General features: G+C 70.0%; 24 protein-coding genes. 22 read left to right on the top strand and 2 right to left on the bottom strand.

Annotation, left to right across the window (positions count from 1 at the left end; all coding sequences use genetic code 11):
- Positions 1-43 precede the first annotated feature (43 nt).
- From lysA to ACTWP9_RS07070, 22 genes are all read left to right on the top strand, one after another.
- The gene (gene lysA, locus ACTWP9_RS07175) at positions 44-1,435 is read left to right on the top strand and encodes a diaminopimelate decarboxylase (RefSeq protein ID WP_443245131.1); all 1,392 of its coding nucleotides are present in this window, start codon (positions 44-46) and stop codon (positions 1,433-1,435) included.
- 137 nt (positions 1,436-1,572) lie between these two features.
- Positions 1,573-2,871, top strand: coding sequence for a homoserine dehydrogenase (locus ACTWP9_RS07170; RefSeq protein WP_443245261.1), 1,299 nt, complete (start codon positions 1,573-1,575; stop codon positions 2,869-2,871).
- A 127-nt stretch (positions 2,872-2,998) separates the two neighbouring features.
- On the top strand, positions 2,999-4,069 hold the full coding sequence (thrC, locus tag ACTWP9_RS07165) for a threonine synthase (protein ID WP_443245260.1): 1,071 nt from the start codon (positions 2,999-3,001) through the stop codon (positions 4,067-4,069).
- A 486-nt stretch (positions 4,070-4,555) separates the two neighbouring features.
- Positions 4,556-5,572, top strand: a complete 1,017-nt coding sequence (gene thrB / locus ACTWP9_RS07160; RefSeq protein WP_443245130.1) for a homoserine kinase — start codon at positions 4,556-4,558, stop codon at positions 5,570-5,572.
- 403 nt (positions 5,573-5,975) lie between these two features.
- Positions 5,976-8,063: a transcription termination factor Rho gene (gene rho, locus ACTWP9_RS07155; protein ID WP_443245129.1), complete on the top strand. Its 2,088-nt coding sequence runs from the start codon at positions 5,976-5,978 to the stop codon at positions 8,061-8,063.
- A gap of 354 nt (positions 8,064-8,417) precedes the next feature.
- On the top strand, positions 8,418-9,599 hold the full coding sequence (locus ACTWP9_RS07150) for an LCP family protein (protein ID WP_443245128.1): 1,182 nt from the start codon (positions 8,418-8,420) through the stop codon (positions 9,597-9,599).
- Positions 9,600-9,765: 166 nt separating this feature from the next.
- Entirely contained in the window at positions 9,766-9,990 is a 225-nt protein-coding gene (gene rpmE, locus ACTWP9_RS07145; RefSeq protein WP_443245127.1) for a 50S ribosomal protein L31, read from the top strand.
- A gap of 138 nt (positions 9,991-10,128) precedes the next feature.
- Positions 10,129-11,199 (top strand): peptide chain release factor 1, encoded by a 1,071-nt coding sequence (prfA, locus tag ACTWP9_RS07140; RefSeq protein ID WP_443245259.1) that lies wholly within the window; start codon positions 10,129-10,131, stop codon positions 11,197-11,199.
- 19 nt (positions 11,200-11,218) lie between these two features.
- On the top strand, positions 11,219-12,064 hold the full coding sequence (gene prmC, locus ACTWP9_RS07135) for a peptide chain release factor N(5)-glutamine methyltransferase (RefSeq protein ID WP_443245126.1): 846 nt from the start codon (positions 11,219-11,221) through the stop codon (positions 12,062-12,064).
- Positions 12,064-12,711 carry an L-threonylcarbamoyladenylate synthase gene (locus ACTWP9_RS07130; protein WP_433099491.1) on the top strand — a complete coding sequence of 216 codons (648 nt, stop codon included), beginning with the start codon at positions 12,064-12,066 and terminating at the stop codon, positions 12,709-12,711. Before prmC ends, ACTWP9_RS07130 begins: the two co-directional genes overlap by 1 nt.
- Entirely contained in the window at positions 12,711-13,373 is a 663-nt protein-coding gene (locus ACTWP9_RS07125; protein WP_443245125.1) for an arsenate reductase/protein-tyrosine-phosphatase family protein, read from the top strand. Before ACTWP9_RS07130 ends, ACTWP9_RS07125 begins: the two co-directional genes overlap by 1 nt.
- An 83-nt stretch (positions 13,374-13,456) precedes the next feature.
- Complete coding sequence (locus ACTWP9_RS07120; protein WP_443245124.1) at positions 13,457-14,809, top strand: MraY family glycosyltransferase; 1,353 nt, start codon at positions 13,457-13,459, stop codon at positions 14,807-14,809.
- A gap of 264 nt (positions 14,810-15,073) precedes the next feature.
- Positions 15,074-15,499 carry a hypothetical protein gene (locus tag ACTWP9_RS07115; protein ID WP_443245123.1) on the top strand — a complete coding sequence of 142 codons (426 nt, stop codon included), beginning with the start codon at positions 15,074-15,076 and terminating at the stop codon, positions 15,497-15,499.
- Between the two features lie 221 nt (positions 15,500-15,720).
- The gene (atpB, locus tag ACTWP9_RS07110) at positions 15,721-16,551 is read left to right on the top strand and encodes a F0F1 ATP synthase subunit A (RefSeq protein ID WP_443245122.1); all 831 of its coding nucleotides are present in this window, start codon (positions 15,721-15,723) and stop codon (positions 16,549-16,551) included.
- An 84-nt stretch (positions 16,552-16,635) separates the two neighbouring features.
- Entirely contained in the window at positions 16,636-16,890 is a 255-nt protein-coding gene (gene atpE / locus ACTWP9_RS07105; RefSeq protein WP_443245121.1) for an ATP synthase F0 subunit C, read from the top strand.
- Positions 16,891-16,950: 60 nt separating this feature from the next.
- Positions 16,951-17,496 (top strand): F0F1 ATP synthase subunit B, encoded by a 546-nt coding sequence (locus tag ACTWP9_RS07100; protein WP_443245258.1) that lies wholly within the window; start codon positions 16,951-16,953, stop codon positions 17,494-17,496.
- Positions 17,493-18,308, top strand: coding sequence for a F0F1 ATP synthase subunit delta (locus tag ACTWP9_RS07095; RefSeq protein WP_443245120.1), 816 nt, complete (start codon positions 17,493-17,495; stop codon positions 18,306-18,308). The genes ACTWP9_RS07100 and ACTWP9_RS07095 overlap by 4 nt, the downstream gene beginning before the upstream one ends.
- Positions 18,309-18,450: 142 nt before the next feature.
- Positions 18,451-20,022, top strand: coding sequence for a F0F1 ATP synthase subunit alpha (gene atpA / locus ACTWP9_RS07090; protein WP_443245119.1), 1,572 nt, complete (start codon positions 18,451-18,453; stop codon positions 20,020-20,022).
- Positions 20,023-20,024: 2 nt separating this feature from the next.
- Complete coding sequence (locus ACTWP9_RS07085; RefSeq protein ID WP_443245118.1) at positions 20,025-20,948, top strand: F0F1 ATP synthase subunit gamma; 924 nt, start codon at positions 20,025-20,027, stop codon at positions 20,946-20,948.
- Between the two features lie 2 nt (positions 20,949-20,950).
- Entirely contained in the window at positions 20,951-22,393 is a 1,443-nt protein-coding gene (gene atpD, locus ACTWP9_RS07080) for a F0F1 ATP synthase subunit beta (protein ID WP_443245117.1), read from the top strand.
- 89 nt (positions 22,394-22,482) lie between these two features.
- The gene (locus tag ACTWP9_RS07075; RefSeq protein ID WP_443245116.1) at positions 22,483-22,866 is read left to right on the top strand and encodes a F0F1 ATP synthase subunit epsilon; all 384 of its coding nucleotides are present in this window, start codon (positions 22,483-22,485) and stop codon (positions 22,864-22,866) included.
- 149 nt (positions 22,867-23,015) lie between these two features.
- On the top strand, positions 23,016-23,474 hold the full coding sequence (locus ACTWP9_RS07070) for a DUF2550 domain-containing protein (protein WP_443245115.1): 459 nt from the start codon (positions 23,016-23,018) through the stop codon (positions 23,472-23,474).
- Positions 23,475-23,523: 49 nt separating this feature from the next.
- Here the strand turns inward: ACTWP9_RS07070 and ACTWP9_RS07065 are convergent, their stop codons facing one another.
- Both ACTWP9_RS07065 and ACTWP9_RS07060 read right to left on the bottom strand, forming a co-directional pair.
- Positions 23,524-24,189 carry a response regulator gene (locus ACTWP9_RS07065; RefSeq protein WP_443245114.1) on the bottom strand — a complete coding sequence of 222 codons (666 nt, stop codon included), beginning with the start codon at positions 24,187-24,189 and terminating at the stop codon, positions 23,524-23,526.
- Entirely contained in the window at positions 24,179-25,510 is a 1,332-nt protein-coding gene (locus tag ACTWP9_RS07060) for a sensor histidine kinase (RefSeq protein ID WP_443245113.1), read from the bottom strand. The genes ACTWP9_RS07065 and ACTWP9_RS07060 overlap by 11 nt, the downstream gene beginning before the upstream one ends.
- Positions 25,511-25,588: the final 78 nt, after the last annotated feature.

Raw genomic sequence — 25,588 nt, 5'->3', positions numbered from 1 at the left:
CACAGACTCCGAAACTCAGCAACAGGGACACAGGGACACGATCATGAGCCGTTCCGCACACCCGGCAGGACCCCGGTACGCCGACGTTCTCCCCGAGGGCCACTACACGGCGCCCCCGGCGGACCTCAACTCGCTCGACCCGCGCGTGTGGTCGCAGACCGTCGAGCGCACGCAGGACGGAGCCGTCGCCGTCGGCGGGCTGGACGTACGGAAGATCGCCGAGGAGTTCGGTACTCCGGCGTATGTGCTGGACGAGACGGATTTCCGCGCCCGTTGCCGCGCATGGCGGGACGCCTTCGGTCGGGACGCCGATGTGTTCTACGCCGGGAAGGCGTTCCTCTCCCGTGCTGTCGTGCGCTGGCTGTACGAGGAGGGGCTGAACCTCGACGTGTGCTCCGGCGGCGAGCTGGCGACCGCGCTGGCCGCCGGGATGCCCGCCGAGCGGATCGCGCTGCACGGCAACAACAAGTCGAACGAGGAGATCCACCGGGCCGTCGAGGCGGGCGTGGGCCGGATCGTGCTGGACTCCTTCCAGGAGATCGCCCGGGTCGCGCACGCCGCGGAGCGGCTCGGGCGGCGCCAGCCGGTACAGATCCGGGTCACGGTCGGTGTCGAGGCGCACACGCACGAGTTCATCGCGACCGCGCACGAGGACCAGAAGTTCGGGCTGGCATTGGCCGACGGAGGGGCCGCCGAGGCCGTGCGCCGGGTGCTGAGGCTGGACAGCCTGGAGCTGATCGGCATCCACTCGCACATCGGCTCGCAGATCTTCGACATGGCCGGCTTCGAGGTCTCGGCCCGCCGCGTGGTGGGGCTGCTGACCCAGATCCGGGACGAGCACGGGATCGAGCTGCCCGAGATCGACCTGGGCGGGGGACTAGGGATCGCCTACACGCCCGAGGACGACCCCCGGGAGCCGCACGAGATCGCCAAGTCGCTGGGTGACATCGTCACGCGCGAGTGCGAGGTGGCGGGGCTGGCGGTGCCGCGGCTGTCGGTGGAGCCGGGGCGGGCCATCGTCGGGCCGACTGCGTTCACGCTCTACGAGGTCGGCACGCTCAAGGAGCTGGAGGGGCTGCGTACGTATGTGAGCGTGGACGGCGGGATGTCGGACAACATCCGCACGGCGCTGTACGACGCGGAGTACAGCGTGGCGCTGGTCTCCCGGGCCTCCGTCGCGGAGCCGATGCTCAGCCGGGTCGTCGGCAAGCACTGCGAGAGCGGTGACATCGTCGTACGGGACGCGTTCCTGCCCGCGGACCTGGCGCCCGGCGATCTGCTGGCCGTGCCCGCGACCGGCGCGTACTGCCGGTCGATGGCGAGCAACTACAACCACGCGCTGCGTCCGCCGGTCATCGCCGTGCGGGACGGGGAGGCGCGGACGATCCTGCGGCGCGAGACGGAGGAAGATCTCCTGCGACTCGATGTCGGTTAGCGAGATATAGATCCCACATACTGGACCAGGCGTGGAATCTCCGTTTCGGTAAGTGAGACTTGACGCGACGGAGCGCCGGGTCCGACGGGCCGGACGTCGGCTCGGAAGAGAAGAAGTCGAGAAAAAGAGGTCAGATGATGCGTACGCGTCCGCTGAAGGTGGCGCTGCTGGGCTGTGGGGTCGTCGGCTCAGAGGTGGCACGCATCATGACGACGCACGCGGAGGACCTCGCCCAGCGCATCGGTGCCCCGGTCGAGCTGGCCGGGGTCGCCGTACGCCGGCCCGACCGGGTCCGTGCGGGTATCGACCCCGCGCTGATCACCACCGACGCGGCGGCGCTCGCCGCGCGCGAGGACATCGACGTGGCTGTGGAGGTCATCGGCGGCCTGGAGCCTGCGCGGGCCCTGATCACCTCGGCGTTCGAGCACGGTTCCAGCGTCGTGACCGCGAACAAGGCACTGCTGGCCGAGGACGGCTCCACCCTCCACGAGTCCGCCGAGAAGTACGGCGTCGACCTCTTCTACGAGGCGGCGGTGGCCGCCGCCATCCCGCTGGTGCGGCCGCTGCGCGAGTCCCTGGCGGGCGACAAGGTCAACCGGGTGCTGGGCATCGTCAACGGCACCACCAACTTCATCCTCGACCGGATGGAGTCCACCGGCGCCGGCTACAGCGAGGCGCTGGACGAGGCCACCGCGCTCGGTTATGCCGAGGCCGACCCGACGGCGGACGTGGAGGGCTTCGACGCGGCGGCGAAGGCGGCCATCCTGGCGGGCATCGCCTTCCACACCCGCGTACGGCTGGACGACGTGCACCGCGAGGGCCTCGCCGATGTGACGGCGGCCGACATCGCCTCCGCGAAACGCATGGGGTGCACCGTCAAGCTGCTGGCCATCTGCGAGCGGGCCGAGGACGGCCGCTCGGTGACCGCCCGGGTGCACCCCGCGATGATCCCGCTCAGCCACCCGCTGGCCTCGGTGCGCGAGGCGTACAACGCGGTGTTCGTCGAGTCCGAGGCGGCCGGGCAGCTGATGTTCTACGGCCCCGGCGCCGGCGGCTCGCCCACCGCCTCCGCCGTGCTCGGCGACCTGGTGGCCGCCTGCCGCAACAAGCTCAGCGGCGGCAAGGGCCCGGGCGAGTCCGCGTACGCGCAGCTGCCCGTCTCGCCGATGGGCGAGGTGGTCACCCGCTACCACATCAGCCTGGACGTGGCCGACAAACCCGGCGTACTGGCCCAGGTGGCCACGGTCTTCGCCGAGCACGGCGTCTCCATCGACACGGTGCGGCAGAAGGGCAAGGAAGGCGCACACGACGGAGCCTGGCTCGTCGTCGTCACCCACCGGGCCCCGGACGCGGCGCTCAGCGCGACGGTCGAGGCCCTGCGCGGCCTCGACACGGTGCGCGGGGTGGCCAGCATCATGCGGGTCGAGGGGGAGTGAACGTGCCGAGCGCCGACCCCGGCGAGCGGCGCGCAGCGCGAGCAGTACGGCGCGATGGGCAGCGCCGGACAATGGTCAGTAAGGGAGCCAAGGAACAGTGACCGTCATGGAGCCTCCGATGTCACAGATGCGCGCCGCGGGGCGCCCGCAGTGGCGCGGCATCATCGAGGAGTACCGCGACCGCCTCCCGGTCGCCCCCGGGACCAGCCCCGTCACGCTTCGTGAAGGCGGCACTCCGCTGGTGCCCGCCCAGCAGCTCTCCGAGCTGACCGGCTGCGACGTCCACCTCAAGGTCGAGGGCGCCAACCCCACCGGCTCCTTCAAGGACCGCGGGATGACGATGGCCATCACCCGCGCCAAGGAGGAGGGGGCCCAGGCCGTCATCTGCGCCTCCACCGGCAACACCTCGGCGTCGGCCGCCGCGTACGCCGTACGGGCCGGGATGGTCTGCGCCGTGCTGGTGCCGCAGGGCAAGATCGCGCTGGGCAAGATGGGGCAGGCGCTGGTGCACGGCGCCAAGATCCTTCAGGTCGACGGCAACTTCGACGACTGCCTGGAGCTGGCCCGTGGGCTGTCGGACAAGTACCCGGTGGCGCTGGTCAATTCGGTCAACCCGGTGCGGATCGAGGGGCAGAAGACCGCAGCCTTCGAGATCGTCGACATGCTCGGGGACGCGCCCGACATCCACGTTCTCCCGGTGGGCAACGCGGGCAACATCACGGCCTACTGGAAGGGCTACCGCGAGTATCACGCGGACGGTCCGGCCACCCGCACGCCGCGGATGTGGGGTTACCAGGCGTCCGGTGCCGCGCCGATCGTGCGCGGCGAGGCCGTCAAGGAGCCGAGCACCATCGCCACCGCCATCCGGATCGGCAACCCGGCGTCCTGGACGCTGGCCGAGCAGGCGCGGGACGAGTCGGGCGGCTTCATCGACGCCGTGACAGACCGTCAGATCCTGCGTGCCTACCGGCTGTTGGCCGCGCAGGAGGGCGTCTTCGTCGAGCCGGCCTCGGCCGCGTCGGTTGCGGGCCTGATCCAGGCGACCGAGCAGGGCAAGGTCGAGTCGGGACAGCGCATCGTCTGCACCGTCACCGGCAACGGCCTCAAGGACCCGGACTGGGCCGTGGCGGGCGCGCCGCAGCCCATCGTCGTCCCCGTCGACGCGGACGCCGCCGCCGAGCGCCTCGGTCTGGCCTGAGCCGACTCACGGCCGGGCCGGGCCCGGCCGCAGAACCGACCGGCCCGGCTCCGGGCCCGCTCCGGGTCGGCTCCGCCATTGGTCCGACCTGGCTGGCCGCCACTGGTCTGAACCGGTTCCGCCCGAGCTGGTTTCCCCGGGCCCGTTCCCTGGGCAGATCCTCTGTGGGCTTCATCCGGGCCGATTCCGGTTCCGATTCCGGTTCCGGTTCCGGCTTCGATTCCGGTTCCGCTTCCGGGGGCGGCAACGGTTCGGCTCGGCGCGCTGTACGCTCGCGTACTGCGCGGAAGCACGGCGAGGCTCACGACACGCATCGTGCGCCTCCTGTGCGCCCTATGTCGCCAGTGAACCCACCTTCGATAGGCTGAGTTTCACCCCGACTCCCGTACGTCCCCACCGCGGGTGAGCGCGGAGCCGTGACCGGTCCGGCGCAGCCGCGGTCGAGGGGATGCTCCGCAAACCCAAACCAAGGAGAGTCATCGAGAGATGGCCGGTCCCGCGTTCCGCGCCGCCGCCGTCCGGGTGCGCGTCCCCGCCACCAGCGCCAACCTCGGCCCCGGCTTCGACGCCCTGGGCCTCGCCCTGGGGCTCTACGACGACGTGGTGGTCCGCGTCGCCGACTCCGGTCTGCACATCGACATCGCGGGCGAGGGCGCCGAGACCCTGCCCCGCGACGAGAACCACCTGCTCGTCCGCTCCCTGCGCACCACCTTCGACCTGCTGGGCGGGCAGCCGCGCGGCCTGGAGGTCGTATGTGCCAACCGGATTCCGCACGGCCGTGGTCTCGGTTCCTCCTCCGCAGCGATCTGCGCCGGTGTGATGGCGGCCCGCGCCGTGACCACCGGCGGTGAGGCCCGGCTGGACGACACCGCGCTGCTGGAGCTCGCCACCGAGATCGAGGGCCACCCCGACAACGTCGCCGCCTGCCTGCTCGGCGGCTTCACCCTGGCCTGGACCGACGGCGGAGCGGCCCGCGCCTTGCGGATGGAGCCCGCGGCATCCCTCGTCCCGGTGGTCTTCGTTCCGGCGAAACCCCTGCTCACACAGACCGCGCGAGGGCTGCTCCCGCGCACCGTGCCGCACGTGGACGCGGCGTTCAACGCGGGGCGCGCTGCGCTGCTCGTCGAGGCTCTGACGCGCCGCCCCGAGCTGCTGCTGGCCGCCACCGAGGACCGGCTGCACCAGGAGTACCGGGCCCCGGCCATGACGGAGAGCGCGGACCTGGTCGGCAGGCTGCGCGCCGAGGGCGTCCCCGCCGTCATCTCGGGGGCCGGACCGACGGTGCTGGCGCTGGCCGCGGACGAGGGCGAAGCCGACAAGGTCTCCCGGCTGGCGGGGGAGGGCTGGACGGCGAACCGGCTGGCCCCGGACCTGGCAGGAGCCAGCGTCCTGCCGCTCTCCGCATCTGCCCGGACCAGCGAAAACGCGGGAATCGAGGCCGGAGACGGAACCGGGAACGGAACCGGAATCGCACCGGGAGGCACGGACAGCGGACCCCGGTGACAGCGGGTTGCGGATCTTTGAGAGGGGGAATGTTTGTTGGATCCGGTAGTGTTAACCTCAAGTCTGCACTCGCAGTCACTTGGGCCCCGCGCAGGAAAGTGCGATGGTTCGAAGAGTGCGGTGCTTGTGTGTTCCCCTGGCAGCGCCAGCAGGGACCACCTCTTCTCCCAGGAGCCTCCCACACTGCTCGGCCTGTTGCCGGGTAGGGGCGAACACGCTCCGGAGCCGACGTGAAGGACATCCATGTCGAGGCTTCACGCCGAACCCACGTACTGATCTCCCCGCCGTACATCCAGGCGGGACCACCGCCCCGGCCAGGTCCGCGAACACAGGACCCCAGCCGGACAGCACAACCGGTCGCCGAGCCAGACAGGCCGACGTCCGCTCCAGGGAAGGACCCTTCGTGAGCGACACCACCGATCTGATGGGCGTGAACGCCGATACCGCAGCCGACGGTGCCGCGGCGCCCGCTACGGACGCATCCGCCACGCCTGCCTCCGGTGCCGCACCCAGGCGTCGGCGCTCCGGCACGGGGCTCGAGGGCATGGTTCTGGCCGAGCTCCAGCAGGTCGCCTCCAGCCTCGGCATCAGGGGCACCGCTCGGATGCGCAAGAGCCAGCTGATCGAGGTCATCAAGGAGCGCCAGGCGGGCGGCAGTTCGCAGCCCGCGTCCGCGACTTCGGGCAAGGGCGCCAAGGCAGCCGAGACCAAGGCAGCCGAGACCAAGCAGAGCAAGGCCCCCGACAGCAAGCAAGGCAAGGCCGCCGAGGACGCCAAGTCCGGCGGCGAGGGCGCCGAGGAGGCGAAGCCGAAGCGCCGCGCCACCTCCCGGGCCCGGACCGGCGAGTCCGAGGCCGCGCAGCCGGAGGCGCAGGGCAGCCAGCAGCAGATCGACATCCCCGGCCAGACCGAGGGTGACGCCAAGGCGGCCCAGGAGGGCGGCGGCCGTGCCCGCCGTACCAAGGCCGAGGCCGCAGCCGACACCGCCGAGGGCCGTACGGACGCCAAGTCCGGTGGCGACGGCGGCAAGCAGGCCGCGCAGGACGGCAAGTCCGAGCGCGCCGAGAAGGACGGCAAGGGCGGCGGCCCCTCCGGCGAGGGCAAGCAGCAGCAGGACCGTCCCTCGAAGCGCGAGCGCCAGCGCGACCGTGACCGCGACCGCGACCGCAGCCGTGGCAAGAGCGACGGCGGCGGTGGCGGCCAGCAGCAGAGCCAGGCCGGCGGCGGCGGTCGCCGGGACGAAGGCTTCGACGACGAGGGCGGCGGCCGTCGCGGGCGGCGTGGCCGCTACCGCGACCGCCGGGGCCGGCGCGGCGGCCGGGAGGACTTCGAGCCGCAGATCGCCGAGGACGACGTCCTGATCCCCGTCGCGGGCATCCTCGACATCCTCGACAACTACGCGTTCGTGCGCACCTCCGGCTACCTGCCGGGGCCGAACGACGTGTACGTCTCGCTGGCCCAGGTCCGCAAGAACGGCCTGCGCAAGGGAGACCACGTCACCGGCGCGGTGCGCCAGCCGCGGGAGGGCGAGCGGCGCGAGAAGTTCAACGCGCTGGTCCGCCTGGACTCGGTCAACGGCATGTCGCCCGACGACGGCAAGGGCCGTTCCGAGTTCAACAAGCTCACCCCGCTCTACCCGCAGGACCGACTGCGGCTGGAGACCGAGCCGAACCATCTGACCTCGCGGATCATCGACCTGGTCTCGCCGGTCGGCAAGGGGCAGCGCGGTCTGATCGTGGCCCCGCCGAAGGCGGGCAAGACCACGGTGCTCCAGTCGATCGCGAACTCGATCACGCGGAACAACCCCGAGTGCCACCTGATGGTCGTCCTCGTCGACGAGCGTCCGGAAGAGGTCACCGACATGCAGCGGTCGGTGAAGGGCGAGGTCATCTCCTCGACCTTCGACCGCCCTGCCGAGGACCACACCACCATCGCCGAGCTGGCCATCGAGCGGGCGAAGCGGCTGGTGGAGCTGGGGCACGACGTGGTGATCCTGCTGGACAACATCACCCGGCTCGCCCGCGCCTACAACCTGGCGGCGCCGGCCTCGGGCCGCATCCTCTCCGGTGGTGTCGACTCGACGGCGCTGTACCCGCCGAAGAAGTTCTTCGGTGCCGCGCGGAACATCGAGGACGGCGGCTCCCTGACGATCCTCGCCGCGGCGCTGGTGGAGACCGGCTCCCGGATGGAGGAGGTCATCTTCGAGGAGTTCAAGGGCACCGGCAACATGGAGCTCAAGCTCGACCGGAAGCTCGCCGAGAAGCGGATCTTCCCCGCGGTGGACGTGGACGCGTCCGGTACCCGTAAGGAAGAGATCCTCATGGCGAACGAGGAGCTCCAGATCGTCTGGAAGCTGCGGCGCGTGCTGCACGCCCTGGACCAGCAGCAGGCCATCGAGCTGCTGCTGGACAAGATGAAGCAGACGAAGTCCAACGCGGAGTTCCTGCTCCAGATCCAGAAGAACACCCCGACGCCCGGCAACGGGGACTGAGGCCCGCGGGCCCGGGCCTTCGCCCGGACGGATGACGCGAGGGCCGCTCCACCACACACGGTGGGGCGGCCCTCGCGGTCTGTTTTGGCTGCTGAGAGCTTGCCCACAACCCCTCCCCGCCGGTAACCGGTGTGGGCTCGGCAGGCGAGGGTACGTCGTCGCAGGTAAAACGGGAGCAGTGCCGCGTTGCGGCCCGGTCCGTGCGTCGCTGTCACGTAACGCGCTCCTGGCGCGTGCGGTGACCTGTTGTGCAACCCTTCGGGCGAGACACAGCGTCCCCACGGGACAACGTCTCCATCGGACGACGTCCAGGCGGGACAACGGCGCCACGAGGCAGGACTGAGGGAAGTGACCATGGCGGGCGACAGCTACGAGGGCGACACGGCGGCAGCACGCCGCTCCGGGGGCATAGGTGCCTCCGGCCGTCGTCGCAAGCCGCTCAGCGGACGCCGGCGTGCCGTGCGGGCCGCAGCCTGGACCGTCGCGGGGGCGGTCGTGCTCGGCGGGACAAGTCTCGGCTTCGTCTACTTCAAGCTGGACGGCAACATATCCGGCGTCGACATCAACGCGGCGCTGGGCACCGACCGTCCGCAGGACGTACCGAACGGCTCGATGGACATACTCGTGCTCGGCTCTGACAGCCGCGCCGGGGCGAACGCGAAGTTCGGCAAGAACGAGGGCGGCGCCCGCTCGGACACCGCGATGGTGCTGCACATCAACGAGAAGCACGACAAGGCCAGCGTCGTCTCGATCCCCCGGGACACCATCGTGCAGCGGCCGAGCTGCAAGGGCGACGGATCCGCGGCCGGCAAGACCGTTCCGGCCCAGCAGGCGATGTTCAACTCCGCCTACAAGGTCGGCGGCCCCGCATGCGCCGTCAAGACCGTGGAATCCCTCTCCGGGGTCCGGATGGACCACTACCTCGAGGTCGATTTCGCCGGCTTCCAGCGGCTGATCAACACCCTCGGTGGCGTCGAGATGACCACCCACAAGGCGATCAACGACAAGGACAGCCACCTGAACCTCAAGGCGGGCACCCACCGCCTGAACGGTGAGCAGTCCCTGGGCCTGGTCCGTACCCGGCACGGGGTGGGCGACGGCAGCGACCTGGGCCGTATCCAGCTCCAGCAGGCGTTCCTCAAGGCGCTCATCGACCAGGTAAACAGCGTCGGCGTCTTCAGCAGCCCCAAGAAGCTCTACGACCTCGCCGACACCGCGACCTCGGCGATCACCACCGACTCCGACCTGGACTCGGTCGGCAAGCTGACCGGCATGGCGAAGATGCTCAAGGGCATCAAGTCCGACGACATCCAGATGACGACGCTGCCGGTCCAGTACGACCCCCAGGACCCGAACCGCGTCGTGCAGATCGACTCCAAGACCGGGAAGGTCTGGTCCGCGATCAAGCACGACAAGCCGGTGCCGAAGTCCGCCACCAAGGGCTCGGCGGGGGACAAGACCGACATAGGCGGTGTGGTGCGCGACAAGGCCCAGGCGGCGCCCCGGGCGAGCGCCGAGAAGGCGACCGGTCGCTGACGGCGCCGGCAGGCGGTACGGGGCGGACACCGGCGGTGGGGAATACCGGGTGCATCCCCCCGGTTTTGGGGGGTGCGGGAACCAGTGGCAAACTGGACCGTCGGCCCCGGTTCACGGGAAACAACCCGTATCCCGACCCGGTGCCCTCCCGAACCTAGGAGTGACCTTGAAGCGCGACATCCACCCCGAGTACCGCGAGACCCAGGTGAGCTGCACCTGTGGCAACTCGTTCACCACGCGTAGCACCATGCCGGAAGGCATGATCCGCGCCGACATCTGCTCGGCCTGCCACCCGTTCTACACCGGCAAGCAGAAGATCCTCGACACCGGTGGCCGCGTGGCCCGCTTCGAGGCCCGCTTCGGCAAGAGCGCCGGCAGCGCCAAGAAGTAGCGACACCACAGCGCCGGTCCGCGGCTGCCCCCTTGCCGGGCAGCGCGGCCCGGCGCTCTTTTGGTGCTCAGCGCCCCGGTGCCCGCCCGCCCCTCCCGGCGGGGCGGCGCCCCCACTCATCAGTAAGGGATGGCCACGATGTTCGAGGCGGTCGAGGAACTCGTCGGCGAGCACGCCGACCTGGAGCGGCGGCTCGCCGATCCGGCGATCCATGCCGACCAGGCGGGTGCCCGCCGGCTCAACAAGCGCTACGCCGAACTCACCCCGATCATCACCGCCTACAGCGACTGGAAGCGGACCGGGGACGACATCGGCACCGCGCGGGAACTGGCCGCGGAGGACCCGGACTTCGCCGACGAGGTCAAGGAGCTGGAGCGGCGCCGCGAGGAGCTGACCGAGCGGCTGCGGCTGCTGCTGGTCCCGCGCGACCCCAGCGACGACAAGGACGTCATCCTGGAGATCAAGGCGGGCGAGGGCGGCGACGAGTCCGCACTGTTCGCCGGCGATCTGCTGCGGATGTATCTGCGCTACGCCGAGCGCAACGGCTGGAAGACCGAGCTGATCGAGTCCAACGAGTCCGATCTGGGCGGCTACAAGGACGTCCAGGTCGCGGTGAAGTCCAAGGGCTCGGCCGAGCCGGGACAGGGCGTGTGGGCGCGCCTGAAGTACGAGGGCGGAGTGCACCGCGTACAGCGGGTGCCCGCCACCGAGTCGCAGGGCCGTATCCACACCTCGGCCGCCGGTGTCCTGGTGCTGCCGGAGGCGGAGGACGTGGATGTGGAGATCAACCCGAACGATCTGCGTATCGACGTCTACCGCTCCTCCGGGCCCGGCGGACAGTCGGTGAACACCACCGACTCGGCTGTGCGCATCACCCACGAGCCGACCGGCATCGTCGTCTCCTGCCAGAACGAGAAGAGCCAGCTCCAGAACAAGGAGCAGGCCCTGCGCATCCTGCGTGCCCGGCTGCTGGCCGCGGCGCAGGAGGAGGCCGAGAAGGAGGCGTCGGACGCCCGCCGCAGCCAGGTCCGGACGGTCGACAGGTCGGAGCGGGTGCGCACCTACAACTTCCCGGAGAACCGCATCTCGGACCACCGCGTCGGCTTCAAGGCCTACAACCTGGACCAGGTGCTGGACGGCGAGCTCGACCCCGTGATCCAGGCGTGCGTGGACGCGGATTCCGCGGCCAAGCTGGCCGCCGCTCAGTGACACCCGGGAGGGGGACGGAGTGAACGTGCTGCTCGCCGAGGTGGCGCAGGCCACACAACGGCTGGCCGACGCCGGCGTGCCCTCGCCGCGCTTCGATGCCGAGGAGCTGGCCGCCTGGGTGCACGGCGTCGGACGGGGGGAGCTGCACCGCGTCGCCGACGCCGACTTCGACGCGCGCTACTGGGAGGCCGTGGCCCGCCGCGAGGCCCGCGAACCGCTTCAGCACATCACCGGGCGCGCCTTCTTCCGCTATCTGGAGCTGCACGTCGGAGCGGGGGTCTTCGTACCCCGGCCGGAGACCGAGTCCGTGGTCGGCTGGGCGATAGACGCGGTACGGGCCATGGATGTGGCCGAGCCGCTGATCGTGGACCTGTGCACCGGTTCCGGGGCCATCGCGCTGGCCCTCGCCCAGGAGGTGCCCCGCTCCCGGGTGCACGCCGTGGAGCTGGACGAGGCGGCCCTGGTGTGGGCGCGCAAGAACGTCGAGGGCTCCCGGGTGACGCTGCACCAGGGGGACGCGCGTACCGCGCTGGCCGAGCTCGACGGCCAGGTGGACCTCGTGATCTCCAATCCGCCCTACATTCCGCTCACCGAGTGGGAGCATGTGGCGCCGGAAGCCCGCGATCACGATCCGCAGATCGCGCTGTTCTCCGGCGAGGACGGCCTGGACGTCATCCGCGGCCTGGAGCGCACCGCCCACCGGCTGCTGCGTCCGGGCGGCGTCGTGGTCATCGAGCACGCCGACACCCAGGGCGGGCAGGTGCCCTGGATCTTCACCGAGGACCGTGGCTGGGCTGACGCCGCGGACCACCCCGACCTCAACAACCGGCCCCGTTTTGCCACCGCACGCAGGGAGGTGCCGTAATGGCACGGCGATACGACTGCTCCGACGCGACCGACCGGGCGACGGGTCTGCGCGAGGCCGCCTCGGCCGTCAGGCGCGGAGAACTCGTCGTGCTGCCGACGGACACCGTCTACGGTGTCGGCGCCGACGCCTTCAGCGCCGATGCGGTCGGTGATCTGCTGGAGGCCAAGGGCCGCGGGCGCGGTATGCCCTCGCCGGTGCTGGTGGGCTCGCCGAACACGCTGCACGGCCTGGTCACGGACTTCTCCGAGACAGCCTGGGAGCTGGTCGACGCCTTCTGGCCCGGAGCGCTCACTCTGGTGGCGCGGCACCAGCCGTCGCTGACCTGGGACCTGGGGGAGACGCACGGCACGGTGGCGGTCCGGATGCCGCTGCACCCGGTCGCCATCGAGCTGCTGAACGAGTTCGGCCCGATGGCCGTCTCCTCGGCGAACCTGACCGGGCACCCGGCGCCGATGGACTGTGACGCGGCCCAGGAGATGCTGGGCGAGTCGGTCGCCGTCTACCTGGACGGCGGGCCCACGCAGGACAACGTGCCCTCGTCCATCGTGGACGTCACCGGCTCGGTGCCCGTCCTGCTGCGCGCGGGTGCCATCGACGCCGACGAGCTCCGCAAGGTCGTACCGGGCCTGGAGGTGGCCCCGTAGTGACCGCCCCACCCGGGCGTGGGCCGGCCGAGACCGGCGGCATAAGCGGCGCCGACGGCGCGTTCCGTATCCTCCACGTCTCCACAGGCAACGTGTGCCGCTCGCCGATCACCGAGCGGCTCACCCGCCATGCCCTGGCCGAACGGCTCGGGGAGCGCCGCATGGGCGGCCTCGTGGTCGAGAGCGCGGGGACATGGGGCCACGAGGGCGCGCCCATGGAGGAGAACGCGGTGGCCGTGCTGCTCGAACACGGCGCGGACGCCTCGGGGTTCACCGGCCGGGAGCTGCTCGACGAGCATGTGATCCGCGCCGATCTGGTGCTGACGGCCACCCGCGACCACCGGGCCCAGGTCATCTCCATGGGCCACTCAGCAGGTCTGCGCACCTTCACGCTCAAGGAGTTCACCCGGCTGGTGCGGGCCATAGACCCCGCGACCCTGCCGGCCGCAGGCAGCCCTGAGGGCGTGGTGGAGCGCGCGCACGCACTGGTCCAGGCGGCGGCCGCCCTGCGCGGCTGGCTGCTGGCGCCCAGCCCGGAGGCGGACGAGATCTACGACCCGTACGGGGCGCCGATCCCGTACTTCCGCAGCGTCGGCGAGGAGATCAGCGGAGCACTGGACCCGGTGGTCACCGCCTTGACGGGTGTTCCCGCGCACACGTAGAAGCACCACCGAGAACCGGCAGGCAGGAGTGAGCGTGTCCTATGGTGTGGGCCTGAGCAGCCCGCGAGACTTTTGGGGAGCCCGTGCGTGAATATCTGCTGACGCTGTGCGTCACGGCTGCGGTCACCTATCTGCTGACCGGGCCGGTGCGGAAGTTCGCCATCGCGGCGGGCGCGATGCCGCCGGTGCGGGCGCGCGACGTGCACCGGGAGCCGACGCCGCGGCTCGGCGGCATCGCGATGTTCGGCGGGCTGTGCGCCGGGCTGCTGGTGGCCTCGCAACTGACCAACATCGGCGAGCTGTTCACCCTTTCCGACGAACCCCGCGCGCTGCTCTCGGGCGCCGGTCTGATCTGGCTGATCGGCGTGCTGGACGACAAGTGGGGCGTCGACGCGCTGGTGAAGCTGGGCGGCCAGATGATCGCCGCCGGTGTGATGGTGCTCCAGGGCCTGACGATCCTGTGGCTGCCGGTGCCGGGTGTGGGAAATGTCGCGCTCACCCCGTTCCAGGGCACGCTGCTGACCGTCGCGCTGGTGGTCATCACCATCAACGCGGTGAACTTCGTGGACGGGCTGGACGGCCTCGCGGCGGGCATGGTGTGCATCGCCGGGGTGGCGTTCTTCATGTACGCCTACCGCATCTGGTACGGCTACGGCATCGAGGCCGCGGCTCCGGCCACACTCTTCGCAGCCGTGCTGATGGGCATGTGCCTGGGCTTCCTGCCGCACAACATGCACCCGGCGCGGATCTTCATGGGCGACTCGGGCTCCATGCTGATCGGCCTCGTGCTGGCGGCGGGCGCGGTCTCCGTCACCGGCCAGGTCGACCCGGACGTGATGGTCGAGCACACCGGTTCGGTGAAGTCCGCTGTGCACACGATGGTGCCCCTGTACATGCCGCTCCTGCTGCCGCTGAGCATCATCGCGATCCCGGTCGCCGACCTTGTCATGGCGATCGTGCGGCGCACCTGGAACGGGCGCTCGCCGTTCGCGGCCGACCGGGGCCATCTGCACCACCGGCTGCTGGAGATCGGGCACTCGCACAGCCGCGCGGTGCTGATCATGTACTTCTGGGCCGCGTTGATCGCCTTCGGCGCCGTGGCCTTCTCGGTGCGTTCTTCCAGCCTGGCCATCGTGCTGGCGATCGTGCTGCTGAGCGCCGTGGGCCTGGTGGTGCTGCTGATGCCGCGCTACACCCCGCGGGTGCCTGCCTGGGCGCAGCGCGCACTGCCGCCGCGGTACCGGCGTTCCGGGGAAGAGCCGGCGGTCGCCGAGGTCACCCCGACTCCGCCGGGGCCCGGCGAGGACCCGGTTCCCGCGGCGGAGACGGCCGAAGAGCCGGAGCGCGAGCCCGTGATGGCCGGACTGAACGGTGCAACAGCCATCGGGGAGCGTCGGCAGTTCACCCGGCCGAAGAAGATCAACACCCATGACTGAGCGGCCCGGTAACCGGCAAAAGCCCAATACCAGACATAGCGGCTGCCGTCACCGGGAGACGCGTACTGTCACACCTGCGTGTGACAGGGGGCACACCAAGTAGGTAAAGACCTCATCAAATAGTTTGTGATACCGTTCACGAAACCCGGTGGCCAGCCGAAGTGCCGCACTCTCGCGGGCTCTTCTGCCAGGGGGTCAGTCCTCCACGCCGGGCTACGCTCGTCATCGACGACCCACGTTCCCCGATTTCCCCGGAGCCACCACATGCAGTCGAACGACGCACGCATGCTCCTGCACTGCGCCGTCCCGACCGCCGTAGCCGGTGTCGTGGCCGCAGTGATCAGCGCCGTATTCGCAGGAGGTAAGGGCGCAGTCGGAGCCGCGGCCGGAGCACTCGTCGTGATCCTTTTCATGGGTCTCGGCCTTTACGTCCTCCAGCGGACAGCGCGCTCCTTTCCGCACCTCTTTCAGGCGATGGGCCTGCTGCTGTACACGACACAGATTCTGTTGCTGTTCGTTGTGCTGGTGGTCTTCCGGGATACGACCCTTTTCGACACCAAGACCTTCGCGTTCACACTGCTCGGCGGCACCATCGTGTGGGTCGCGGCACAGGGCAGGGCGCACCTGAAGGCGAAGATCATGTACGTCGAACCCTCCTCCGGCTCCGGCGAGAAGGCCAGTGCCACGTAGGGGCGGGATAAGCGCTCGTTCGAGCAACTGCTATCGTCCGTTGCCAACTGCGGCGCAGCAGACGGGGTCGGCGGAGTTTCCTCCACTTCCGGATTCCACGGGACGGAACGGACACTCTCGCCTCCTGATCCGCCGCCGCCCCCGATTCGTAAGACCAAGACCAGTGCCGTTCCGTGGCCGCACGCCGCGCCGACACAACGAGGTAGCCGTTTTCATGCGCCATGCAGAAGGAGCCCGCGGTGAGTGCTGACCAGATGCTCGCCTTTGAGACCGACTGCCACCTTTTCAGTGGCTGCGGCTTCGAGGCTCCAGGGCTCCACTCGTTCGTCTTCGAGCCGATGTTCAGCATCGGCGGATTCGACTTCAACAAGCCGATCCTGCTCGCCCTCGTGGGCACGATCGCCATCGTGGGGTTCTTCTGGGCCGCCTTCAGCAAGCCCAAGGTCGTTCCCGGAAAACTCCAGATGATCGGTGAGGCCGGCTACGACTTCATCCGCCGAGGCGTGGTCTACGAGACGATCGGCAAGAAGGAAGGCGAGAAGTACGTCCCCATGGTGGTGGCGCTCTTCTTCTTCGTGTGGGTGATGAACCTGTGGTCGGTCATCCCGCTCGCACAGTTCCCGGTGACCTCGATCTTCTCGATCCCGCTCGGCCTGGCGCTGCTCGTCTACCTCATCTGGGTCCCGCTGACCTTCAAGCGGCACGGCTTCGTGGGCGCGTTCAAGAACTTCACGGGCTACGACCCCTCGCTCCCCGGTGCGGTTCGGCCGCTGGTCATGGTCATCGAGTTCTTCTCGAACCTGCTGGTGCGCCCCTTCACGCACGCCGTCCGGCTCTTCGCGAACATGTTCGCCGGGCACATGCTGCTGGTGCTCTTCACCATCGCGACCTGGTACATGCTCAACGGCATCGGGATCGCCTACTCGGCCGTCTCCTTCGTGATGACGATCGTGATGGTCGCCTTCGAGCTGTTCATCCAGGTCATCCAGGCGTACGTCTTCGTCCTTCTGACCTGCACCTACATCCAGGGCGCGCTCGTCGAGGAGCACTGAGCAAGCCCTTTACCGCTACCGCACAATCCCCCAGCTGTCCGGCGGCCAACCCCCGCCGGTCCGTACAGAGAAGGAAGTAACGGCATGTCCGCTGCTCTCGACATGGTCAACCTCGCCGCCGAAGGTGGCGTCACCGGCAACCTCGGTTCCGTCGGCTACGGCCTCGCGGCCATCGGCCCCGGCATCGGCGTCGGCATCGTTTTCGGTAACGGCACCCAGGCGCTGGCCCGCCAGCCCGAGGCCGCCGGTCTGATCCGCCAGAACCAGATCCTCGGCTTCGCCTTCTGTGAGGCGCTGGCCCTCATCGGCATCGTCATGGGCTTCATCTTCCGCTCCTGACGTACCGAGCGAACGAACCCATTTCCGACGGAAGGCACTGACGTGAACGCCCTGGTAAACATGGCGGAGACCGAGGTTCCGCAGAACCCGCTCATTCCGCCGATCCCAGAGCTGGTCATCGGCCTGATCGCATTCGCCATCGTCTTCTTCTTCCTCTGGAAGAAGCTCCTTCCGAGCATCAACAAGGTGCTGGAAGAGCGTCGTGAAGCCATTGAGGGCGGCATCGAGAAAGCTGATGAGCTCCAGCAGGAGGCCGCCGAGGTACTCCAGCAGTACAAGGAGCAGCTCGCCGAGGCCCGCCACGAGGCCGCCCGGCTGCGTGCCGAGGCACAGGAACAGGGCGCCGCGCTCATCGCCGAGATGCGCGCCGAGGGCCAGCGGCAGCGTGAGGAGATCATCGCCGCCGGCCACGCCCAGATCGAGGCCGATCGCAAGCAGGCCGCGCACACACTCCGCCAGGACGTGGGCAAGCTCGCCACCGACCTGGCCGGCAAGCTCGTCGGCGAGTCCCTCGATGACCACGCCCGGCAGAGCCGCGTCATCGACCGCTTCCTCGACGGGCTCGAAGAGGCTGCCGAGGCCGACGCCAGCGGAGCCGCCCGATGAACGGTGCGAGCCGCCAGGCGCTTGCCGCCGCGCGCGAGAGCCTGACCGCGCTGACCGACTCCACGTCGGTCGACGCGGCGAGCCTCGCCGACGAGCTCGCCGCCGTCACCGCGCTGCTGGAGCGCGAGGTCTCGCTGCGCCGGGTCCTCACCGACCCGGCGCAGGACGGCGAGGCCAAGGCATCGCTGGTGCAGCGGGTGCTCGGCGGTCAGCTCAGCGGCCCGGCCACCGACCTGGTCTCCGGCATGGTCCGCTCCCGCTGGTCCGCGCAGCGTGACCTGGTCGACGCCGTCGAGGTGCTGGCGGACCTCGCCGACCTGGTGGCGGCCGAGCGGGACGGCTCGCTGGACGACGTCGAGGACGAACTGTTCCGCTTCGGCCGGACCGCGGCCTCGACGCCGGACCTGCGCGCGGCGCTCGCCAGCCGTACGGCCGGGTCCGAGGCGAAGCGCGCCCTGGTGCACCAGCTGCTGGGGGGCCGGGTCAGGCCGGCCACCGAGCGTCTGGTGACCCGGCTGGTCACTCAGCCGCGAGGACGTAGCCTGGACAGTGGGCTCGAAGCACTGTCCCGGCTGGCTGCCGAGCGCCGTAACCGTTCGGTCGCCGTCGTGACCTCCGCGGTGCCGCTGAGCGACGAGCAGAAGCGCCGCCTGGGCGCGGCGCTGGCCAAGCTGTACGGCCGCAAGGTGCACCTGAACCTGGATGTGGACCCGGAGGTCCTCGGCGGGATCGCGGTGCGGGTGGGCGACGAGGTCATCAACGGCTCGATCGCCGACCGGCTGGACGAGGCCAAGCGGCGGATGGCGGGCTGAGGCAGTACCCGGCGCCGAGCGCCAACCAACTCAACAAGCACGAAAGCGGCCCGAGTTGGGCCGTACAAGGGAGTCGGGGGAATTCACACCCCCCGGAGCCCGAAGGAACTTACGGGCCCAACAAGGAGAGCAGGGAACCCAGATGGCGGAGCTCACGATCCGGCCGGATGAGATCCGGGACGCGCTGGAGACCTTTGTCCAGTCGTACACGCCGGACGCGGCCTCGCGCGAAGAGGTCGGTACGGTCAGCGCTGCCAGCGATGGCATCGCGAAGGTCGAGGGGCTGCCCTCGGCCATGGCGAACGAGCTGCTGAAGTTCGAGGACGGCACCCTCGGCCTCGCCCTCAACCTCGAGGAGCGCGAGATCGGTGCGGTCGTCCTCGGTGAGTTCAGCGGCATCGAAGAGGGCCAGTCGGTGCAGCGGACCGGCGAGGTCCTGTCGGTCGCGGTCGGCGACGGCTACCTCGGCCGTGTCGTCGACCCGCTGGGTGCCCCGATCGACGGTCTCGGCGAGATCGAGGCGGAGGGCCGCCGCGCCCTGGAGCTCCAGGCTCCCACGGTCATGCAGCGCAAGTCCGTGCACGAGCCCATGGAGACCGGCTACAAGGCCGTCGACACCATGACCCCGATCGGCCGCGGCCAGCGCCAGCTCGTCATCGGCGACCGCCAGACCGGCAAGACCGCGCTGTGCGTCGACACGATCATCAACCAGCGTGACAACTGGCGCTCGGGCGACCCGGACAAGCAGGTCCGCTGCATCTACGTCGCCATCGGCCAGAAGGGCTCCACCATCGCGTCCGTGCGTGGCGCGCTGGAAGAGGCCGGCGCGCTGGAGTACACGACGATCGTCGCGGCCCCGGCCTCCGACCCGGCCGGCTTCAAGTACATCGCCCCCTACACCGGCTCGGCCATCGGCCAGCACTGGATGTACCAGGGCAAGCACGTGCTGGTGGTCTTCGACGACCTGTCCAAGCAGGCCGACGCCTACCGTGCCGTCTCCCTGCTGCTGCGCCGCCCGCCGGGCCGTGAGGCGTACCCGGGCGACGTCTTCTACCTGCACTCCCGGCTGCTGGAGCGCTGCGCCAAGCTCTCCGACGACATGGGCAAGGGCTCGATGACCGGTCTGCCGATCGTCGAGACGAAGGCCAACGACGTCTCGGCGTTCATTCCGACCAACGTCATCTCCATCACCGACGGGCAGTGCTTCCTGGAGTCCGACCTGTTCAACGCGGGCCAGCGCCCGGCGCTGAACGTCGGTATCTCGGTCTCCCGTGTCGGTGGCTCGGCCCAGCACCGTGCCATCCGTCAGGTCACCGGTTCGCTCCGGGTCGACCTGGCGCAGTACCGCGAGCTGGAGGCGTTCGCCGCCTTCGGTTCCGACCTGGACGACGCCTCCAAGGGGGCGCTGGAGCGCGGTAAGCGCATGGTCGAGCTGCTCAAGCAGCCGCAGTACCAGCCGTTCGCCACCGAGGACCAGGTCGTCTCCATCTGGTCCGGCACCAACGGCAAGATGGACGATGTCCCGGTCGAGGACATCCGGCGCTTCGAGCGCGAGCTGCTGGACTACATGCACCGCGACGAGCAGGCCCTGATGACCGGCATCCGCGAGGGCGGCAAGATGTCGGACGACACGGTCCAGGCGCTGAGCGACGCGGTCGACAAGTTCAAGACGCAGTTCGAGACCTCGGACGGCAAGCTGCTGGGCGAGGGCTGAGCATGGGTGCCCAGCTCAGGGTCTACAAGAGGCGGATCAAGTCCGTCTCCGCGACCAAGAAGATCACCCGGGCGATGGAGATGATCGCCGCCTCGCGCATCATCAAGGCGCAGCGCAGGGTGGCCGCCTCCGAGCCGTACGCGAAGGAGCTGACCCGCGCGGTCACCGCCGTCGCGCAGGGCTCCGACGCCAGGCACCCGCTGCTGACCGAGGCGGAGCAGCCGAAGCGGGCCGCGGTGCTGCTCATCACGAGCGACCGCGGGCTGGCGGGCGGCTACAACTCCAACGCCATCAAGGCGGCCGAGGTGCTGAACGCACGGCTGGCCGCCGAGGGCAAGGAGATCGTCAGCTACATCGTCGGCTCCAAGGGTGTGGCCTACTACGGCTTCCGCAACCGTCCCGTCAAGGAGTCGTTCACCGGCTTCACCGACAACCCAACCTACGCCGACGCGAAGGCCGTGGCAGCGCCGCTGATCGAGGCGGTGCAGACGGAGACCGCCGAGGGCGGCGTGGACGAACTGCACATCGTCTACACCGAGTTCATCTCGATGATGACGCAGACCGCGGTGGACGCCCGGATGCTGCCGCTCGCCCTCGACGAGGGCGGTAAGGCTCTGGAGGCGGGCGGCGGCAAGGGAGTCCTGCCGCTGTACGACTTCGAGCCCTCGGCCGAGGACGTACTGGACGCGCTGCTGCCGCGGTACGTCGAGTCGCGCGTCTACAACGCCCTGCTCCAGGCGGCAGCCTCCAAGCACGCCGCCACCCGCCGGGCGATGAAGTCCGCGACCGACAACGCCGAAGACCTCATCAAGTCGCTGACGCGGCTTGCCAACGCGGCCCGCCAGGCCGACATCACCCAGGAAATCAGCGAGATCGTCGGTGGGGCGAGCGCGCTGGCTGACGCTAACGCGGGGAGTGACCGCTAACCATGACCACCACAGTTGAGACGGCCGCTGCGACGGGCCGCGTCGCCCGGGTCATCGGCCCGGTCGTCGACGTGGAGTTCCCCGTCGACGCCATGCCGGACATCTACCAGGCGCTGACGGTCGAGGTCCTCGACCCGGCCGAAGAGGGCAAGAAGAAGACGCTGACCCTGGAGGTCGCCCAGCACCTCGGCGAGGGGCTGGTCCGCGCCATCTCCATGCAGCCCACCGACGGCCTGGTCCGCCAGGCCCCGGTGACCGACACCGGCGCAGGCATCACCGTGCCCGTCGGTGACGTCACCAAGGGCCGGGTCTTCAACACCCTCGGCAAGATCCTGAACGAGCCGGAGGCCGAGTCCGAGGTGACCGAGCGGTGGTCCATCCACCGCAAGGCCCCCGCCTTCGACCAGCTCGAGTCCAAGACCGAGATGTTCGAGACCGGTCTGAAGGTCGTCGACCTGCTGACCCCGTACGTCAAGGGCGGCAAGATCGGCCTGTTCGGCGGCGCGGGCGTCGGCAAGACCGTTCTCATCCAGGAAATGATCATGCGTGTGGCCAAGCTGCACGAGGGCGTTTCCGTGTTCGCCGGCGTCGGCGAGCGCACGCGTGAGGGCAACGACCTCATCGCGGAGATGGAAGAGTCGGGCGTGCTCCCGCAGACCGCGCTGGTCTACGGCCAGATGGACGAGCCCCCGGGGACGCGTCTGAGGGTCGCGCTGGCCGGTCTGACCATGGCGGAGTACTTCCGCGATGTGCAGAAGCAGGACGTGCTGTTCTTCATCGACAACATCTTCCGCTTCACCCAGGCCGGTTCCGAGGTCTCCACCCTGCTGGGCCGGATGCCCTCCGCTGTGGGCTACCAGCCGAACCTGGCGGACGAGATGGGTGTGCTCCAGGAGCGCATCACCTCGACCCGCGGTCACTCCATCACCTCGATGCAGGCGATCTACGTGCCCGCGGACGACCTCACCGACCCGGCCCCGGCGACGACCTTCGCGCACCTGGACGCCACCACGGTGCTCTCGCGTCCGATCTCGGAGAAGGGCATCTACCCGGCGGTGGACCCGCTGGACTCCACCTCCCGGATCCTGGACCCGCGGTTCGTCTCGCAGGAGCACTACGACTGCGCCGAGCGCGTCAAGGGGATCCTGCAGAAGTACAAGGACCTCCAGGACATCATCTCCATCCTCGGCATCGACGAGCTGTCCGAGGAGGACAAGCTCACGGTGTCCCGTGCCCGCCGTATCGAGCGCTTCCTGTCGCAGAACACCCACGCGGCGAAGCAGTTCACCGGTCTCGACGGATCGGACGTGCCGCTGGACGAGTCGATCGCGGCCTTCAACGCGATCGCCGAAGGCGAGTACGACCACTTCCCCGAGCAGGCGTTCTTCATGTGCGGTGGCCTTGACGACCTCAAGGCCAAGGCGAAGGAGCTCGGCGTCTCCTGACACCGGGCCCCGTGGCGGGGGCAGGGTGCGAGTGCACGCGCCCCCGCCGCACCCCTTATCCTTTCCCCATCCCAGTCTGAGGAGCCACAGTGGCTGAGCTGCACGTCGAGTTGGTCGCCGCCGACCGCAAGGTCTGGTCCGGCGAGGCCAGCCTGGTCGTCGCGCGCACCTCCTCGGGTGATATCGGTGTCATGCCCGGCCACCAGCCGCTGCTCGGCGTGCTGGAGTCCGGCCCGGTCACCATCCGTACGACCGGCGAGAGCGGCAGCGGCACCGTCGTCGCCGCGGTGCACGGCGGGTTCATCTCCTTCGCCGACAACCAGCTCTCGCTGCTCGCCGAGATCGCGGAGCTGACCGACGAGATCGATGTCGAGCGGGCGGAGCGCGCGCTGGAGGAGGCAAAGTCCAAGGCCGACGAGGACGCCGAGAAGCGCGCCGACGTCCGGCTGCGAGCGGTGACAGCCGCACGCTGACGTTTGTCGCGTCACGCCTGGCGCACGACGACCCTCAGCCGCGGGTGGTCCCGGAATTATCCGGGTCCGTCCGCGGCTGAAGCCATACAGCAGGGTTTGAGAGACTTGCCCCGCGGCAGGTCCCGGAGAGAGCGAGGAGGTCGGTGAAGATGGTCCTCGCTCTGCTGCTGTGCGGCGTGGTCGTCCTGCTGGTGATGGCGGGGCTTTTCGCCTTCGGGGTACGCCGGCGGCTCATCCAGCGGTCAGGCGGAACGTTCGACTGCAATCTGCGCTGGGCGGTCACCGAGTCCGAGGCCACCGACCCCAAAGGGAAAGGCTGGGCGTACGGCATCGCCCGCTACAACGGTGACCGCATCGAATGGTTCCGTGTCTTCTCCTATGCCCCCAGGCCCCGCCGCCATCTGGTGCGCGGGGCCATTGACGTTCTGGAGCGGCGCTCCCCGCTCGGCGAGGAGGAGCAGGCGCTGCTCTCCGACGCCGTGGTGCTGGCGTGTGCGGTGGGCCCGGAACACACCCGCGTCGAGCTCGCCCTGAGCGAGGACGCCCTCACCGGCTTCCTCGCCTGGCTGGAGGCGGCACCACCCGGGCAGCGCGTCAACGTGGCCTAGCCGACGGGACCGCCGCGTCCCGGCGTGCGGTCGCCAGCCGGAGGGGGGATTACGGCGCGGTGATCCCCAACTCCTGGGCCAGTACGGCGGCCTGGGTGCGGCTGCGCAGGTCCAGTTTGGCGAGCAGCCGGCTGACGTGGGTCTTCACGGTGGCCTCCGCCATGGTGAGGCGGCGGGCGATGTCCGCGTTGGAGAGCCCCTCACCGAGGCACCCCAGCACCTCCCGCTCGCGCCGCGTCAGTGCGTCCAGCCCGGGCGGCGGGTCCCCGGCCGGGACCGGGCGTACGCCCGCGAACTCGGCGATCAGCCGCCGCGTCACGCCGGGCGCGATCATGCCCTCGCCGCGTGCGACGGTGCGTACCGCGTCCACCACCGCTGCCGCCTCGCTGTCCTTGAGCAGAAAGCCGGCGGCGCCCGCGCGGAGCGCACCGAAGACGTACTCGTCGTGATCGAACGTCGTCAGCACGAGCACGTCGGCGAGGCGTTCCGCGGTGATGCGGCGGGTGGCGGTGACCCCGTCCAGGCGGGGCATCTGGACGTCCATCAGCACCACGTCGGGGGCGAGTTCGCGGGCGAGCCGTACGGCCTCCTCGCCGTCGCCCGCCTCGCCGGCCACGGTGATGCCCGGGGCGTTGCGGAGGATGAGTACCAGCCCCGCGCGTACGGCCTGCTGATCCTCGGCGACCAGCACCCGGACGGTCCGGTCAGCTGTCACGGCTCTGTCTCCCTCGGCTCGGATCGGCACTCGGCACCGGTCGGCGCGGCGCACCCGTGCCGGCGATGACCGCGCTCGTCTCGTGCGGTGCGGGCAGCACCGCGTGAATCAGCCAGACCGGCTCGCCACCCGTACCGGTCGCAGGCCCCGCCGCCAGCTCGCCCTCCAGCAGCTCCACCCGCTCCCGCATCCCGACGAGGCCCGCGCCGGCGCCGGGCGCGCGCGGGGCACCGTCGTCGGCCGGAGCGCCGTCCAGCGGACTGCTGACGCGTATGCCGAGCGTGTCCGGGCGGGCGCCGTCCCGGTCGAGTTCCACGGTGACGTTACCGGGCCCCGCGTGCTTGAGCGCGTTGGTGACGGCCTCCTGGACGATGCGGTAGGCGGTCAACTCCACGGGGGTGGGCAGCGGTTCGCCCCGGGGCCGGTGGTCCGCCAGCGTGAATGTGCGACCGTCGCCGGCCATGGCCTGGGCGCGGGTCAGCAGAGCGTCGAGTCCGTCGAGGGAGGGTGTGGCCGCGGGTGCCTCGGAGCCACCTGTATTGCGCAGCAGCCCGATGAGGCGGCGCATCTCGGCCAGTCCCTGCACGCTGTTCTCCCGGATGACGCCCAGCGCTTCGCGGGTGGCCTTGCCGCTGTCTTCCGAGGCGGGGAAGGAGAGCGCGGCCGAGGAGTGGATGGCGATGGCCGAGAGGTGGTTGGCGACGACGTCGTGCAGCTCGCGCGCCATCCGGGCCCGCTCGGCGATGACTGCCTGGTTGCGGTCCAGCTCTGCGAGCCGCGCGGTCTGCTCGGCCCGCAGCCGCTCGGCTGCCGCCTTGTCGCGGTGGCTGCGGACTATCTCGCCCGTGGTGGTGGGGACGAGCAGCACACCGGCGCAGGCTGCGCCGAGCAGCAGCATCTCGGCCCGCTGGAACGCGATCAGCAGCCCGGCCGTGACGAGCACGGTGACCACCGCAGAGGCCCGCAGCACCACACGGGCCAGCCGCGCCGAGCCGTACAGCACGGAGGCGTAGAGCACGTCCGTGAACAGCACCAGCGTCGCCAGCAGCGAACCCATCGCGATATCGGCCGCCTCGGCGGCGATGCCCACCAGCAGGGCGTACGGCTGTCCGGAATGCCGCAGCAGCGCGGCCACACACATCACACCGAGCGGCACCAGCGCCGGCCAGCGCGAGCCGGAGGCCCACAGCGGATCGCTGCCGAGGTCGAGCCCCCACAGCAGCAACCCGCAGGCGAGTCCGGTGAGCGCGATCAGCACATCGTCCTGGTGCGGGCGCAGATGACGCAGCGTCCGGGGCGGTGTGGTGGCTGCGGCGGTCATGGCTCCATTCTGCGGGGGCGGCACGGTACGGGGGTCCACCGCCGGGGCGAGCGTCCGCGCAGCGCCACTGCATCTTTC

Source organism: Streptomyces sp. 3N207 (assembly GCF_052246355.1).
In the GTDB taxonomy this organism is placed as follows: Bacteria; Actinomycetota; Actinomycetes; order Streptomycetales; family Streptomycetaceae; genus Streptomyces.
Note: the sequence above shows the minus strand (reverse complement) of the source record. Positions and strands in the feature narration are given on the sequence as shown.

What these genes read in the sequence shown, in the direction of transcription:
- prfA (WP_443245259.1), top strand. Translation starts at nt 10,129, where the DNA reads ATGTTCGAGGCGGTCGAGGAACTCGTCGGCGAGCACGCCGACCTGGAG.
- lysA (WP_443245131.1), top strand. Translation starts at nt 44, where the DNA reads ATGAGCCGTTCCGCACACCCGGCAGGACCCCGGTACGCCGACGTTCTC.
- ACTWP9_RS07100 (WP_443245258.1), top strand. Translation starts at nt 16,951, where the DNA reads ATGGCGGAGACCGAGGTTCCGCAGAACCCGCTCATTCCGCCGATCCCA.
- ACTWP9_RS07115 (WP_443245123.1), top strand. Translation starts at nt 15,074, where the DNA reads ATGCAGTCGAACGACGCACGCATGCTCCTGCACTGCGCCGTCCCGACC.
- ACTWP9_RS07070 (WP_443245115.1), top strand. Translation starts at nt 23,016, where the DNA reads ATGGTCCTCGCTCTGCTGCTGTGCGGCGTGGTCGTCCTGCTGGTGATG.
- atpB (WP_443245122.1), top strand. Translation starts at nt 15,721, where the DNA reads ATGCAGAAGGAGCCCGCGGTGAGTGCTGACCAGATGCTCGCCTTTGAG.
- ACTWP9_RS07130 (WP_433099491.1), top strand. Translation starts at nt 12,064, where the DNA reads ATGGCACGGCGATACGACTGCTCCGACGCGACCGACCGGGCGACGGGT.
- ACTWP9_RS07085 (WP_443245118.1), top strand. Translation starts at nt 20,025, where the DNA reads ATGGGTGCCCAGCTCAGGGTCTACAAGAGGCGGATCAAGTCCGTCTCC.
- atpD (WP_443245117.1), top strand. Translation starts at nt 20,951, where the DNA reads ATGACCACCACAGTTGAGACGGCCGCTGCGACGGGCCGCGTCGCCCGG.
- ACTWP9_RS07095 (WP_443245120.1), top strand. Translation starts at nt 17,493, where the DNA reads ATGAACGGTGCGAGCCGCCAGGCGCTTGCCGCCGCGCGCGAGAGCCTG.
- ACTWP9_RS07060 (WP_443245113.1), bottom strand. Translation starts at nt 25,510, where the DNA reads ATGACCGCCGCAGCCACCACACCGCCCCGGACGCTGCGTCATCTGCGC.
- ACTWP9_RS07170 (WP_443245261.1), top strand. Translation starts at nt 1,573, where the DNA reads ATGCGTACGCGTCCGCTGAAGGTGGCGCTGCTGGGCTGTGGGGTCGTC.
- atpE (WP_443245121.1), top strand. Translation starts at nt 16,636, where the DNA reads ATGTCCGCTGCTCTCGACATGGTCAACCTCGCCGCCGAAGGTGGCGTC.
- ACTWP9_RS07150 (WP_443245128.1), top strand. Translation starts at nt 8,418, where the DNA reads ATGGCGGGCGACAGCTACGAGGGCGACACGGCGGCAGCACGCCGCTCC.
- thrC (WP_443245260.1), top strand. Translation starts at nt 2,999, where the DNA reads ATGCGCGCCGCGGGGCGCCCGCAGTGGCGCGGCATCATCGAGGAGTAC.
- atpA (WP_443245119.1), top strand. Translation starts at nt 18,451, where the DNA reads ATGGCGGAGCTCACGATCCGGCCGGATGAGATCCGGGACGCGCTGGAG.
- thrB (WP_443245130.1), top strand. Translation starts at nt 4,556, where the DNA reads ATGGCCGGTCCCGCGTTCCGCGCCGCCGCCGTCCGGGTGCGCGTCCCC.